The organism is Amycolatopsis sp. cmx-4-61 (assembly GCF_046548775.1).
Taxonomy (GTDB): domain Bacteria; phylum Actinomycetota; class Actinomycetes; order Mycobacteriales; family Pseudonocardiaceae; genus Amycolatopsis.
This window is the reverse complement of record NZ_JAEBEI010000004.1, coordinates 1-14,267: the sequence shown is the minus strand read 5'-3', so window position 1 is coordinate 14,267 and position 14,267 is coordinate 1. Positions and strand designations below refer to the sequence as shown.

At 71.0% G+C, this 14,267-nt stretch carries 10 protein-coding genes; 9 read left to right on the top strand and 1 reads right to left on the bottom strand.

The window, feature by feature from the left end:
- Positions 1–15 precede the first annotated feature (15 nt).
- From ACLJOU_RS14810 to ACLJOU_RS14775, 8 genes are all read left to right on the top strand, one after another.
- On the top strand, positions 16–1,065 hold the full coding sequence (locus ACLJOU_RS14810) for an ABC transporter ATP-binding protein (protein ID WP_410567624.1): 1,050 nt from the start codon (positions 16–18) through the stop codon (positions 1,063–1,065).
- Positions 1,065–1,946 carry an ABC transporter permease subunit gene (locus ACLJOU_RS14805; protein WP_410567622.1) on the top strand — a complete coding sequence of 294 codons (882 nt, stop codon included), beginning with the start codon at positions 1,065–1,067 and terminating at the stop codon, positions 1,944–1,946. Before ACLJOU_RS14810 ends, ACLJOU_RS14805 begins: the two co-directional genes overlap by 1 nt.
- Positions 1,947–2,068: 122 nt before the next feature.
- Positions 2,069–5,815: an ABC transporter ATP-binding protein gene (locus ACLJOU_RS14800; RefSeq protein WP_410567620.1), complete on the top strand. Its 3,747-nt coding sequence runs from the start codon at positions 2,069–2,071 to the stop codon at positions 5,813–5,815.
- Between the two features lie 233 nt (positions 5,816–6,048).
- The gene (locus ACLJOU_RS14795) at positions 6,049–6,519 is read left to right on the top strand and encodes a DUF4291 family protein (RefSeq protein ID WP_410567618.1); all 471 of its coding nucleotides are present in this window, start codon (positions 6,049–6,051) and stop codon (positions 6,517–6,519) included.
- Between the two features lie 210 nt (positions 6,520–6,729).
- Positions 6,730–10,470: a multifunctional oxoglutarate decarboxylase/oxoglutarate dehydrogenase thiamine pyrophosphate-binding subunit/dihydrolipoyllysine-residue succinyltransferase subunit gene (locus ACLJOU_RS14790; protein WP_410567616.1), complete on the top strand. Its 3,741-nt coding sequence runs from the start codon at positions 6,730–6,732 to the stop codon at positions 10,468–10,470.
- A 154-nt stretch (positions 10,471–10,624) separates the two neighbouring features.
- Complete coding sequence (locus ACLJOU_RS14785) at positions 10,625–11,143, top strand: GNAT family N-acetyltransferase (RefSeq protein ID WP_410567615.1); 519 nt, start codon at positions 10,625–10,627, stop codon at positions 11,141–11,143.
- Positions 11,144–11,156: 13 nt separating this feature from the next.
- Positions 11,157–12,116 carry an LLM class flavin-dependent oxidoreductase gene (locus ACLJOU_RS14780; protein ID WP_410567613.1) on the top strand — a complete coding sequence of 320 codons (960 nt, stop codon included), beginning with the start codon at positions 11,157–11,159 and terminating at the stop codon, positions 12,114–12,116.
- Between the two features lie 49 nt (positions 12,117–12,165).
- The gene (locus tag ACLJOU_RS14775; RefSeq protein WP_410567611.1) at positions 12,166–12,771 is read left to right on the top strand and encodes a LysE family translocator; all 606 of its coding nucleotides are present in this window, start codon (positions 12,166–12,168) and stop codon (positions 12,769–12,771) included.
- Positions 12,772–12,774: 3 nt separating this feature from the next.
- On the opposite strand, the gene ACLJOU_RS14770 is transcribed toward ACLJOU_RS14775, so the two are convergent.
- Positions 12,775–13,326: a TetR/AcrR family transcriptional regulator gene (locus tag ACLJOU_RS14770; RefSeq protein WP_410567609.1), complete on the bottom strand. Its 552-nt coding sequence runs from the start codon at positions 13,324–13,326 to the stop codon at positions 12,775–12,777.
- A 76-nt stretch (positions 13,327–13,402) separates the two neighbouring features.
- Between ACLJOU_RS14770 and ACLJOU_RS14765 the strand changes: the two genes are divergently transcribed.
- The gene (locus tag ACLJOU_RS14765) at positions 13,403–14,143 is read left to right on the top strand and encodes an SDR family oxidoreductase (protein ID WP_410567607.1); all 741 of its coding nucleotides are present in this window, start codon (positions 13,403–13,405) and stop codon (positions 14,141–14,143) included.
- The last annotated feature ends 124 nt before the right edge of the window (positions 14,144–14,267 follow it).

Sequence of the window (14,267 nt, the reverse complement as noted above, 5' to 3'; positions counted from 1 at the left end):
ACGTTAGGGGACGGTATGCACGACGGCAGTGGCCGGATTGTGGTGCAGAACCTGAGCAAGCGGTTCGGCGAAGTGAACGCCGTGCAGAACCTGAGCTTCACGGTCGAGCCGGGTTCGGTGACGGGGTTCCTCGGCCCGAACGGCGCCGGCAAGACGACGACGTTGCGCATGTTGCTCGGTTTGGTGACACCCACATCGGGGACGGCGACGATCAACGGGCGGCCGCACTCGCAGCTGGGGAATCCGGCGCGGGTGGTGGGTTCGGTGCTGGAGAACGAGGGGTTCCACCCGGGCCGGACGGCGCGCAACCACCTCCGGGTGTACGCCGCGGCCATCGGGGTGCCGGATCGGCGTGCCGACGAGGTGCTCGGCCTGGTGGGCCTGGGCAGCGCCGCGGATCGGAAGGCGGGCGGGTTCTCGCTCGGCATGCGGCAGCGGCTGGCGCTGGCGACGGCGTTGCTGGGTGATCCGCAGGTGCTGGTGCTCGACGAGCCGACGAACGGTCTGGACCCGGAAGGCATTCTGTGGCTGCGCAATTTCCTGCGTGCGTACGCGCGGGAGCAGCGGCGGACGGTGCTGGTTTCGAGCCACCTGCTCAACGAGGTCGAGCAGCTGATCGACCAGGTCGTCATCATCAGCCAGGGCGTCACGCGGTACTACGGCCCGCTGGAGCAGCTGCGCAAGGGCCAGCAGTCGCGGGTGCTGGTGCAGCCCGCGGATCCGGCCGCGCTCGTGAAGGCGTTGCAGGACAACGGCATCCATCAGGTGTCGCCGACGCCGGACGGCCGGGTCGCCGTCGCCGGGTCGAGTGTCCAGCAGATCGGTGACCTGGCCGCGAAGGCCGGGATCGCGGTCTACGGGATGCAGGAGGAGCACGCCGACCTGGAGCGGATGTTCTTCCAGCTGACGCAGGGTCAGTACACCGGCGGCGCGCCCGGGTACGCGCCGCAGCCCCAGTACCAGGGCCCGCCGCCGCCCGGTTACCCGCCGCAGCAGCAGCACTACCAGCAGGGCCCGCCGTCGGGCCCGCAGCAGCAACAGCACTGGGGAGGACCGCAGCAGTGATGGGCAACCTGATCAAGGCGGAGTTCCGCAAGACGCTCACGCTGAACACGTGGTGGGTGCTGCTGATCCCGCTGGCACTGGTGGCGTTCTGGCTGACGTTCGTGTGGGGCAAGATCACGAACGACTTCGCGGACTTCATCGGCTCCAGCGACGCCCGCGAGGTCGCGGGCGCGGTCGGCCTGGACGCGAGCAAGCTGCCGGTCGGGCTGCTGGCGTTCGCGCACGGCGTCAACATCGCGCAGCTGATCCCGGGTCTCTTCGGCGTTTTCGCGCTGGCCGGCGAATACCGCAGCAAGACGATCACGACGACGTTCCTGACGGCGCCGAACCGGGTCACGGCGCTGACCGCGAAGATGCTCACCTACGTGGCGTGGGGCGCGATCTACGGCCTGGTCAGCTTCGGTGTCTCGGCGATCGCGGTGATGGCGTCGGTCGATTCGGGTCGCTGGCCGTCCGCCGGGCAGTGGCTGGCCGCGCTGGGCGGGACGGTGCTGGCCTCGGTGCTGGTGACGCTGTTCGGCATCGGGTTCGGCGCGGTGCTGCGCAGCGTGCCGCTGGCCGTCGTGCTCTTCCTGGTGTGGTTCCTCATCGTGGAGAACGTCCTGGTCATCGCCTTCTGGGGGCCGGCCGACATCCTGGGCGGGATCCTGCCGAACGGCACCGCCAACGGGATCGTGGGCGGGATCGCGGCGGACGCGTTCGGGATCAACTCGCTCAACCTGCCGGGCGGCGTCGACCACTGGTCGGCCCTCGGTCTCCAGCTGGCGGCGGGCGCGCCGGGCGTCATCTCGTGGTGGGCGTCGGCGCTGATCTTCTTCGCCTGGACGATGCTCTTCTTCGGCCTCGGCTGGGCGGGCAACCAGAAGCGCGACATCACCTGACCCCCCAAGCGCCCCAATGTGGCCTTCGGTGCGTCAGACGCACCGAAGGCCGCCTTGGGGCGCTTGGGTCGATCCGGGGCGCGCGGAAATATTTTGTCGGTGGTGGCGCTTACTGTGACAACGTGACCATCGCTCCGCCCCGCTCCCGTCAAGAGCTCCCACCCACCGAGACGGCCGGCTGGATCCGCCGGCTGTCCGCCGCGGCGTGGGAGCACCGCGTGCTCGTCGTGCTGTCGCTGCTCGCCGCCGCCATCGGCGTCGGCGTCCAGGCCGCGAGCCCGCTGCTGGTGCGCTCGGCGGTCGACGACGCGGTGGCCGGGCGGACCGGTGGGCTGACCGGGATCGCCGTCTTCCTCGTCGCGCTGCAGCTGGTCGCCTTCGGCACCGCGTTCGCGCGCCGCTACCTCGGCGGGAAGCTCGCCCTCGACGTGCAGCACGATCTGCGCCAGCGCGTCTTCAACGCGGTTTCGCGGCTGGACGGCGGCAAGCAGGACGCGCTGCGCACCGGCCAGGTCGCCTCGCGCGCGATCTCCGACCTGCAGCTGGTGACCGGGATCCTGATGCAGGTCCCGCTGTCGTTCGGTTCGGTGGTCTTCGCGCTGCTGTCGTTCGTCGCGATGCTGTGGCTGTCCCCGGTGCTGACGCTGATCGCGCTGGTGGTCACGCCGGCCGTCGGCATCATCGTGGCGCGCAGCCGCAAGCGGCTCTTCCCGGCGACGTGGTCGGCGCAGCAACGCGCGGCGGACGTCGCGCAGCAGGTCGAAGAGACCGTCACCGGCGTCCGGGTGGTCAAGGGGTTCGGCCAGGAGACGCGGGAAGTCTCGAAGCTGGAAGGAACCGCGCGCAAGTTGTTCGGCGAGCGGCTCCGCGCGGCGAAGCTCTCGGCGGTCCCGACGGCGACGACCGCCGCCCTGCCCGCCGCCGGCCAGGTCGCCGTGCTCGGCATCGGCGGTGTCCTCGCGCTGAACGGGTCCATCACCCTCGGCACGTTCCTGGCCTTCGCCACCTACCTCGCGACGCTGATCGGCCCGGCCCGGATGCTGTCCGGGCTGGTCGTGCAGGCCCAGCTGACCCGCGCCGGCGCCGAGCGCGTGTACGAGCTGATCGACGCGCAGACCGACGTCGTCGACGCGCCGGACGCGCGGCCGCTGCCCGACGGGCCGCTCGGCGTGGAGCTCGAGGGCGTCCGGTTCGGCTACACCCGCAGCGAGCCGGTCCTGGCCGGCCTTTCGGTGACCGCGAACCCGGGCGAAACCCTCGCGCTGGTGGGCACCGCGGGTTCGGGGAAGTCGACGATCTCCTTGCTGCTGCCCCGGTTCTACGACGTGCACGAGGGCGCGGTGCGGGTCGGCGGCCTCGACGTCCGCGACGTCCCGCTGCGGCAGCTGCGGCAGGCCATCGGCGTGGTGTTCGAGGAGGCCTTCCTGTTCTCCTCGTCGATCCGGGACAACATCGCCTACGGCCGCCCGGACGCGAGCGACGAAGAAGTCGTCGCGGCGGCCAAGGCGGCGGAGGCGGACGGCTTCATCCGCGCGCTGCCGGAGGGCTACGAAACGCTGGTCGGCGAGCGCGGGCTCACGCTTTCGGGCGGGCAGCGGCAACGGCTCGGGCTGGCCAGGGCGCTGATCACCGACCCGCGGATCCTCGTCCTCGACGACGCGACCTCGGCCATCGACACCGTCACCGAAGCGGCGATCCACGACACGCTGCGGTCGGTCACCGCGAGCCGGACCACCCTGCTGATCGCGCACCGGCGGTCCACCCTGGCGCTGGCCGACCGGATCGCCGTGCTGGACGAGGGCCGCGTCGTCGACGTCGGCACCGAGGCCGAGCTGATGGCGCGCTGCCCGCTGTTCCGCGAGCTGGTGGCGGGCCCGGGCGACGACGTCGAAGAGAAGCACCGCTGCGAAGGCCTCGACTGCGGCCAAGACGGCGTCACGCCGTCGCTGTGGCCGCGCGACGAGAGCCGCGACGAAGTCGACGAGCTGGCCGAAGCCGCGCGGATGCGCAGCGGCAACCCGAACAACAGCGGGTTCGTCGGCGGGGGCGGCGGCCTCGACGTGCCGCCGACCCCGGAGCTGATCGAGGGCGTGCGCAAGCTCCCGGCCGCCGTCGACGAGCCGCGGCTGCCCGGCGCCGACGTCACCGCGCCCGACCCGGAGTTCCGGCTGGCCGGGCTGCTGCGGCCGGTCCGCTGGCCGCTCGCCGTGGTGGTCGGGCTGGTGGCGGCGGACGCGCTGGCGTCGATCGCGCTGCCGGGGCTGTACCAGTTCGGCGTCGACCACGGGGTCCGCGCGGGCGTCGAGTGGATGATCTGGCTGGCCGCCGGGATCGGCGCGGCGGTGATCGCGGCCGACTGGCTGGTGGTCTTCGCGCAGACGCGGCTGACGTCCCGCGTGGGCGAGACGGTCCTGTACGCGCTGCGTGTGCGCAGCTACGCGCACCTGCAGCGGCTCGGGCTCGATTACTACGAGCGGGAGCTGTCCGGGAAGATCATGACCCGGATGACGACGGACGTCGACGCGCTCTCGGCGTTCCTGCAGACCGGCCTGGCCACCGCGGTGGTCAGCGCGCTGACGCTGGCCGGGATCACGGCCGCGCTGCTGGTCACCGACGCCGGGCTGGCGCTGTACGCGCTGGCGATGGTGCCGGTGCTGGCGGTGGCCACGGTGATCTTCCGGCGCTCGGCGTCGAAGGCGTACAACGAGGCCCGCGAGCGGGTCAGCGTCGTGAACGCGGACATGCAGGAGAACGTCAGCGGGCTGCGCGTCGCGCAGGCGTACACACGCGAAGACCGCTCCGCGGAGGCCTTCGCCTCACGCAGCGACGACTACCGGCGCTCGCGGCTGCGGGCCCAGCGGTACGTGGCGACGTACTTCCCGCTGGTGGCGCTGCTGTCGGACCTGGCGACGACGACGGTGCTGGTGGCGGGCGCGAACCGCGTTTCGGCGGGCACGCTGTCGGCCGGTGTGCTGCTCGCCTTCCTGCTGTACCTGCAGCAGTTCTTCTCGCCGATCCAGCAGCTGTCGGCGGTGTTCGACGGCTACCAGCAGGCGAGCGTCGGCCTGAACCGCATCGGCGACCTGCTGCGGACGCCGACGTCGGTGCCGGCGGCGGAGAACGCCGTGGCGGCGCCCGCCCGGCTGCGCGGCGAGGTCTCGTTCAAGGAGGTGGAGTTCGCCTACGCCGGCACCGAGGCCCCGGCGCTGTCGGAGTTCTCGCTGGACGTCGCGGCCGGCGAGACGATCGCGCTGGTCGGCGCGACCGGCGCGGGCAAGTCGACGGCGGTGAAGCTGGTGGCGCGCTACTACGACGTCACCGGCGGCGAGCTGCGGATCGACGGCACGGACGTCCGCGAGTACGACCTGGCCGGGCTGCGCCGCCGGATGGGCGTGGTCCCGCAGGAGGCGCACCTGTTCTCGGGCACGGTCGCCGACAACGTCCGCTACGGCCGCCCTGCCGCGACCGACGCGGAGGTCGAGGCGGCGGTCCGCGCGGTGGGCGCGCTCGACGGCGTCGCGGCTCTCCCCTCGGGTTTCCTGCAGCCGGTGGGCGAACGCGGCCGCTCGCTGTCGGCGGGCCAGCGCCAGCTGGTGGCCCTGGCCCGGGCGGAGCTGGTGGACCCGGACATCCTCCTGCTGGACGAGGCCACGGCCGCCCTGGACCCCTCGACGGAGGCAGCGGTCCTGCGGGCAACGGAGACGGTCGCCCGCCGCCGCACGACGTTCGTGGTCGCCCACCGCCTGGCCACCGCGGCCCGCGCGGACCGCATCGTGGTCCTGGACCACGGCCGCATCGCGGAAACCGGAACCCACGAAGAGCTCCTGGCCGCCAACGGCCCCTACGCCCGCCTCTGGGCCCTCGGCTGACCGTGCGAAAAGGGTCGACACGCGTGAGGGAAAGGTCGACTCGCGTGATTGAGGGGTCGACACGCCGGATCGCCCAAGCCTCGCCGTGTCGACCCTCCAATCACGCGTGTCGACCCTCCAATCACGCGTGTCGACCCTCCAATCACGGGTGTCGACCCTTCAATCACGGGTGTTGCCCTCTTGCGCACGAAAGTTCGTGGCCGGGTGGTCGGGGCGCTGGGAGCATGGCGGGCATGTTCGAAGAGAAGCGGGTTCCCGATCGGCAGATCCGGGCCATGCAGACCGAGACCACCGTCCGGGTCTACCTGGCCTGCTCGCCCGCCGACGCCGACGCCGCGCTCGAGAAGCAGTCCTTCGGGCGGGCGGGGACGGTGTGGGTCACGCCGTCGTTCCGCCTCGCGGCCCACCTCAGCAGCAACGGGAGCAAGCCGGGGCGTGAGCGCGTCTTGGCCGTCGACATCACCCGCGAAGGCTTCGAGCGGGCGCTCGCGCAGCACGTCGAGTGGGTCCCGGAGCGAGATCTCGACCACACGGCGCTGGACTTCCAGGCCGTCCGGGTCGACAGCGAGCTCCCCGACGAGTGGATCACCGCCATCACCGACGTCACCCCGGTCATCCGGGACATCGCCGGGCTGTTGGCCACCGACCAGCTCCACCTGGCGGTCAAGCTCGTCCCGTACGAGCCGCCGTACGAGCTCGGCTAAGGAAGCGCCCGCCAGGCCGGGAACCCTGTACCGGGTCCAGCGCTTAAGGTTCCCTTAGCACATCTTGATCGAATCAGTGACCGATACCCTAGTGCGCCACGCCTCACACAGACCGGTTCCATCACATCGCGGTCACCGAGGGGGTTAGCCTGGTAGGCGCATCAGCGGATTCAAGATCGAGATCGAGACGGATAGAGGCGAGCCCCAGCCGTGTCCAGCAGCAGCCCTGCGTCACAGTTCGGCCCCAACGAGTGGCTGGTCGAAGAGATGTACGACCAGTTCCTCGCCGACCCTTCCTCAGTCGATGCCGCATGGCACGACTTCTTCGCGGACTTCAAGCCGACGCAGAGCGCGCAGGCCAAGGCGGACACCGCCCGGCAGCAGGCCGACGCCAAGCCCGCCACCAACGGCCAGGCCACCCAGCCGTCGGCCAAGGCCAAGCAGAACGCGGAGTCGGCGGCCAAGCAGGCGGCCCCGGCGGCGAAGGCGGCCCCCAAGCCGGAGCCGAAGGCGGCCCCGAAGCCCGCGGCCAAGGCCGCCGAGCCCAAGGCGACCGAGCCCAAGGCGGCCGAGCCCAAGGCCGAGCCCAAGGCCGAGGCGAAGAAGGAAGAGCCGGAGTCGAAGCAGCTGCGCGGCGCCGCGGCGGCCATCGCCAAGAACATGGACGCCTCGCTGAGCGTCCCCACCGCGACCAGCGTGCGCGCGGTCCCGGCGAAGCTGATGGCGGACAACCGCATCGTCATCAACAACCACCTCAAGCGCACCCGCGGCGGCAAGATCTCCTTCACGCACCTCATCGGCTACGCCATGGTGCGGGCGCTGAAGGACTACCCGAACATGAACCGGCACTACCAGCAGATCGACGGCAAGCCGTTCGCGATCACGCCGGAGCACGTCAACTTCGGGCTCGCCATCGACATGAAGGGCAAGGACGGGTCGCGCAACCTCGTCGTGGCCTCGGTCAAGGGCGTCGAGGACATGTCCTTCCTGCAGTTCTGGCAGGCCTACGAGGACATCGTCAAGAAGGCCCGCAACAACAAGCTCACCGCGGACGACTTCTCGGGCACCACGATCTCGCTGACCAACCCGGGCGGCATCGGCACCAACCACTCGGTCCCGCGCCTGCAGGCCGGCCAGGGCGCCATCATCGGCGTCGGCGCCATGCAGTACCCGGCCGCGTTCGAGGGCACCAGCGAGAAGACCCTGGTCGACCTCGGCATCAGCAAGATCATGACGCTGACCTCGACCTACGACCACCGCATCATCCAGGGCGCGGAGTCGGGCGAGTTCCTCAAGCGCATCCACCAGCTGCTGCTCGGCGAAGACGGCTTCTACGACGACGTCTTCACCAGCCTGCGCCTGCCGTACGAGCCGATCCGCTGGGTCGCCGACATCCCGGACGGCCCGGTCGACAAGACCGCCCGCGTGATCGAGCTGATCGACGCGTTCCGGATGCGCGGCCACCTGATGGCCGACACCGACCCACTGAACTACCGCCAGCGCAGCCACGCCGACCTGGACGTCCTGTCCCACGGCCTGACGCTCTGGGACCTCGACCGCGAGTTCCCGGTCGGCGGCTTCGCCGGCCAGGAGCGGATGAAGCTGCGCGACATCCTGGGCGTGCTGCGCAACTCCTACTGCCGCACGGTCGGCATCGAGTACACGCACATCCTCGACCCCGAGGAGCGCCGCTGGATCCAGGAGCGCGTCGAGATCCCGCACGAGAAGCCGGACCCCGCGGTCCAGAAGTACGTGCTCTCGAAGCTGAACGCCGCCGAGGCGTTCGAGACGTTCCTGCAGACCAAGTACGTCGGCCAGAAGCGGTTCTCGCTCGAAGGCGGCGAGACGGCGATCCCGCTGCTCGACACGCTGCTGGACAAGGCCGCCGAGCACGAGCTCGACGAGGTCGTCATCGGCATGCCGCACCGCGGCCGGCTGAACGTGCTGGCCAACATCGTCGGCAAGCCGATCAGCCAGATCTTCCAGGAGTTCGAGGGCAACCTCGACCCCGGCCAGGCGCACGGCTCCGGTGACGTGAAGTACCACCTCGGCGCCGAGGGCAAGTACTTCCGGATGTTCGGCGACGGCGAGACGAAGGTGTCGCTGACGGCGAACCCGTCGCACCTGGAGACCGTGGACCCGGTGCTCGAGGGCATCGTCCGCGCGAAGCAGGACCTCTTGGACAAGGGCGGCGAGGGCTACACCGTATTGCCCGTCCTGATGCACGGCGACGCGGCCTTCGCGGGCCAGGGCGTCGTGGCCGAGACGCTGAACCTCGCGCTGCTGCGCGGCTACCGCACCGGCGGCACCGTGCACGTCATCGTCAACAACCAGGTCGGCTTCACGACCGCGCCGGAGCACTCGCGCTCCTCGCAGTACGCCACCGACGTCGCGAAGATGATCGGCTCGCCGATCTTCCACGTGAACGGCGACGACCCCGAAGCCGCGCACTGGGTGGCCAAGCTGGCCGTCGAGTACCGCCAGGCGTTCCACAAGGACGTCGTCATCGACCTCATCTGCTACCGCCGCCGCGGGCACAACGAGGGCGACGACCCGTCGATGACCCAGCCGGCGATGTACGACATCATCGACACGAAGCGCTCGGTCCGGAAGACCTACACCGAGTCGCTGATCGGCCGCGGTGACATCTCCGTCGAGGAGGCCGAGGCCGCGCTGCGCGACTTCTCGAGCCAGCTGGAGCACGTCTTCAACGAGGTCCGCGAGCTGGAGAAGCACCCCGCCAAGGCCAGCCCCTCCGTCGAGGAGGAGCAGCAGGTGCCGGCCAAGGTGAAGACGTCGGTCGCCACCGAGGTCATCGAGCGCATCGGCGACGCGTTCGTCCAGGTCCCGGAGGGCTTCACGCCGCACCCGCGCGTCAAGCCGGTGATGGAGCGGCGGCACAAGATGTCGCGCGAAGGCGACATCGACTGGGCGTTCGGCGAGCTGCTGGCCTTCGGGTCGCTGGCGATGGAGGGCCGGCTGGTCCGGCTGTCCGGCCAGGACTCGCGGCGCGGCACGTTCACCCAGCGGCACTCGGTCTTCATCGACCGCAAGACCGGCCAGGAGTACGCGCCGCTGCAGAACCTGGCCGACGGCCAGGGCCGCGTGATGATCTACGACTCGGCGCTGTCGGAGTACGCGGCCGTCGGCTTCGAGTACGGCTACTCGGTGGCCAACCCTGAGTCGCTGGTGATGTGGGAAGCGCAGTTCGGTGACTTCGTCAACGGCGCGCAGACCGTCATCGACGAGTACATCTCTTCGGGCGAGGCCAAGTGGGGCCAGCGTTCGGACGTCGTGCTGCTGCTGCCGCACGGCCACGAAGGCCAGGGCCCGGACCACACCTCCGGCCGCATCGAGCGGTTCCTCTCGCTGTGCGCGGAGGGCTCGATGACGGTGGCGGTCCCGTCCACGCCGGCGAACTACTTCCACCTGCTGCGCCGCCACGCCCTCGACGGCATCCAGCGCCCGCTGGTGGTCTTCACGCCGAAGTCGATGCTGCGCAACAAGGCGGCGACCTCGGCGGTCGGGGACTTCACGGGCGAGAGCCGGTTCATGTCCGTCATCGACGACGTCACGCCGGACCCGGCGAAGATCCGCAAGGTGCTGCTGACCTCCGGGAAGCTCTACTGGGAGCTGGTGGCGGAGCGGACGAAGCGCGAGGCCGACGACGTCGCCATCGTGCGGATCGAGCAGTACTACCCGCTGCCGAAGAAGAAGCTGCTGGCGGCGCTGGAGCGGTACACGAACGCGTCGCAGGTCGCCTGGGTCCAGGAGGAGCCGGAGAACCAGGGTGCGTGGCCGTTCTTCGGCCTGAACCTGCCCCGGAAGTTCCCGGAGGTGCTCTCGGGCCTGCAGGTCGTCTCGCGCCGCCCGATGGCGGCCCCGTCGGCGGGTTCGTCGAAGGTGCACGAGGTCGAGCAGAAGGCCCTGATCGCGAAGGCGTTCGAGTGATCGCTTGACCACGACGAAGGCCCCCGCGCTCCTGGTGCGGGGGCCTTCGTGTCCCGGGCCCCGAAAACTGTCGGTGCCCTCCGCTAGCGTGGCAACCGGGGGCGCAGCCCAAACCGTTTGCCCTCCGCAGCCGGTTCGGGGCAAGGTGGCGATCATGCTGATCCGCCGGGAAACCCCCGCCGACCAAGCTGCGATCCAGGCCGTCCACAGGGCAGCGTTCCGGCGCGAAGAAGGCGTGACGCCGGTCGAAGCGCCCCTCGTCGACGAACTCCGCGCCGAGGGCGACCTGATCAACGCCCTCTCCCTCGTCGCCGTCCGCGACGGCGAAGTCGTCGGGCACGTCTGCTGCAGCCGGGCCCGAGTCGGCGAGGACACCACCGCAGCCGTCGGGCTCGGGCCGCTCGGGGTGCTCCCCGCGCACCAGCGCAGCGGCGTCGGCTCCGCCCTCGTGCACACCGTCCTCGGCGCCGCCGACGCCCTCGGCCACGGACTGGTCGTCCTGCTCGGCAACCCGGCCTACTACTCCCGATTCGGCTTCGTCCTCGCGGACACGCTCTCGATCACCGCACCCGATCCGGCGTGGGGCCCGCACTTCCAGGCGCGCACGCTCACCCGCTACCACCCGGCACAGGCGGGCGCGTTCGAGTACGCGCCGGCGTTCTCCCGCATCTGAACAGGAGCCTGGCATGTACGCACCGACCTCCTCCGTCGGCGTCCGGATCAACCGCGAACAGCCGCCGGCCAAGCTGGTCGACCTCGCACGGCAGGCCGAAGCCGCGGGACTCGACGAAGTCTGGCTGGTCGAGGACTGCTTCTGGGCCGCGGGCATCGCCACGGTCGCGACCGCACTGGCGGTGACGTCGACGATCAAGGTCGGCATCGGCGTCCTGCCGGCGGTGGCGCGCAACCCGGCGATCGCGGCGATGGAACTGGCGGCGCTCGCGGAGCTGCACCCGGGCCGCCTGATCGGCGGGCTCGGGCACGGCGTGGCGTCGTGGATGCGCCAGATCGGCGCGTACCCCGAGTCTCCGCTGGCGGCGCTGGACGAAACGCTGGTGGCGGTGCGGCGGCTCCTGGCGGGTGAGCGCGTCTCGCTGGACGGCCGGCACGTCCACCTGGACGAGGTCGAGCTGGTGTTCCCGCCGAAGACCGTCCCGCCGGTGCTGGCGGGCGTCCGCCGGCCGAAGTCGCTGGCCGTGGCCGGGTCCTCGGCGGACGGGACGATCCTGGCCGAGCCGGCCCCGCCCGAGTTCGTCCGGACCGCGTTGGCCGGCATCGCGGCGACCGGCCCGCACGCCGTGGTGACGTACAACTGGCTGGCTCTCGGCGACCGCGAGCGGGCGCGCACGACGGTGGCGGAGTCCCTGAACCCGGGCTCTCGCGTGCAGGTGGAGGGCCTGCCGTTCGCCCCCGAGCTGCTGGCCCTCATGGATTCGTCGTCCACAGTGGACGAGCTGGCGGCCGGCCTGCGCCCGGAGTGGATCGACCGCCTGGCCATCTGCGGCGATCCGGACACCTGCGCGGCCGCCGTCCGGTCGCTCCACGAAGCCGGCAGCGGCTCGGTGGTGCTGCTGCCGCTGCCCGAGGAGCCGCCGGAGCGGGGCATCGAGGACGCCGCCCGCGTGGCGGCGGCCGTCCGCGGCTGACGCCGGAAAAGGAGTTCGTGCGGGGCGGCCGGCGTGTCAGGATCAGCCCATGCCGGTCGACCAGCACCTCCTCCTGGCCTTCCTCGTCACCACGGCCATCGCGATGGTGATGCCGGGTCCGGACATGCTCTTCATCCTCGGCTGCGGCATGCGCGGCGGCCCGAAGGCCGGTCTGCTCGCCACCGCCGGGGTCGCCACCAGCGAGGCCATCCACGTCGCCGTCGCCGCGGCCGGGCTGGCCGCGCTCTTCGCCGCCGTTCCGGTCGCCTTCACCGTCGTCCGCGTGGCCGGTGCCGCGTACCTGATCTACCTGGGCGTCCAGGCGATCCGGAACCGCAAGCCGCTCGTCGAGCGCAAGAGTGATCGCGCCTACCTGTCCGGGCTGCTCACCAACCTGCTCAACCCGAAGATGGTCACCTTCACCATCGCCTTCCTGCCGCAGTTCATCGACCCGGCCCGAGGCCACGTCTGGCTGCAGTTCGCCGTCCTCGGCGCGATCATGATCCTGTTCGAGTTCCTCGTCGACGGCACCGTCGGCGTCCTCGCCGGCCGCATCGGCGGGTGGGTGCGGCGGAAGCGGAACCAGCGGCGGATCGAGGTCGCTACCGGCGGCATCTTCATCGGCCTCGGCGTGAAACTGGCCGTGGACCACTGAGTCCTAGGCGCGCAGGCCGTCGACGATCACCGCCACGATCCGGGGCGCGCGCTCGGCCCAGTCGGCTTCGGGGATCCGCGACAGCGCCCCGAGGAGCAGGATGACGTCGGCGGCGTCGACCCCGGCGCGGATTTCCCCGGCGGCCTTCCCCCGGTCCAGCAGCGTTTCGAGCGCTTCGTCGAGCCGGTGGTGCTGGCCGGAGTAGAGGTCCTGCCACGCCGGCAGCTCGATCGCCGCCATGACGCCGCGTTTGACGCGCGCGTACTCGACCAGCCGGTCCAGCCAGCGGGACAGCGCGGCCAGCGGCGGGTGTTCCGCGAGCAGCGGCGCCACGGTGCCGATGAGCTGGGTCAGTTCGGCCCGGTACACCTCCGCCAGCAGGTGCTCGCGCGTCGGGAAGTGCCGGTAGAGCGTGCCCTGCCCGACCCCCGCGGCCTTGGCGACCCGGTGCAGTTTGAGGTCGTCGGCCGCGCCGTTGGACTCGCTCAGTTCCGCCCGGGCGGCCTCGACGATCCGGTCACGGTTGGCGACGGCGTCCGATCGGCGCTCACGCAAGAGACTGCTCCTCGCATAAGTGGACAAGTGTCCGGTAGGCTTAAGCGGACAGTTGTCAGCTTAGCGGGAGATGTACATGACGAACGGACTGGACAAGGTCGTCGCGATCACGGGCGCGAGCAGCGGGATCGGCGAGGCGACGGCCGTGGAGCTGGCGAGCCGCGGCGCGGCCGTCGTGCTCGGCGCCCGGCGCACCGACCGGCTGGAAGTGCTCGCGCGGAAGATCCGCGACGACGGCGGCCGCGCGGAGCTGCTGGACGTCGACGTGACCCGCCGGGTCGACCTCGAGCGGCTCGTCGCCCTCGCTGTCGACCGCTTCGGCCGCCTCGACGTCCTGGTGGCCAACGCCGGCGTCGCCCGGATCGCGCCGGTGAGCGCCCTCGACGTCGACGACTGGGACGCGATGATCGACGTCAACCTCCGCGGCGTGCTGCACGGCATCGCCGCCGCGCTCCCGGTGTTCCGGGCGCAGGGCCGCGGGCACTTCGTCACGACCGTCTCGACGTCGGGGCTGAAGATCGTGCCGACCCAGGCCGTCTACGCGGGGACGAAGAACGCCGTGCGCACGCTGCTGGAGGCGCTGCGGCAGGAGTCGACCGACGGCGTCCTGCGCACGACGGCCATCTCGCCGGGGTTCGTGCGTACCGAACTCGTCGACTACGTCCAGGACCCCGGGCAGCGCGAGCAGGCGCAGCAGGCGATGGCGGCGCTCGGCATCAGCCCCGACGCCGTCGCGCGGGCGATCGCGTTCGCCATCGAGCAGCCGGACGACGTCGAAATCGGCGACCTCACCATCCGGCCCACCCGGCAGGGCTAGGGCGTGTCTGACAAAGCCTTGGTCCAAGTGATCACTGCATGGAGAACAACCGCTGATCGGTAGACGATGGCGAGCTTGTCGTAGCGAGTGGCCAGGCCGCGCCATTGTTTGAGCAGGTTGAACC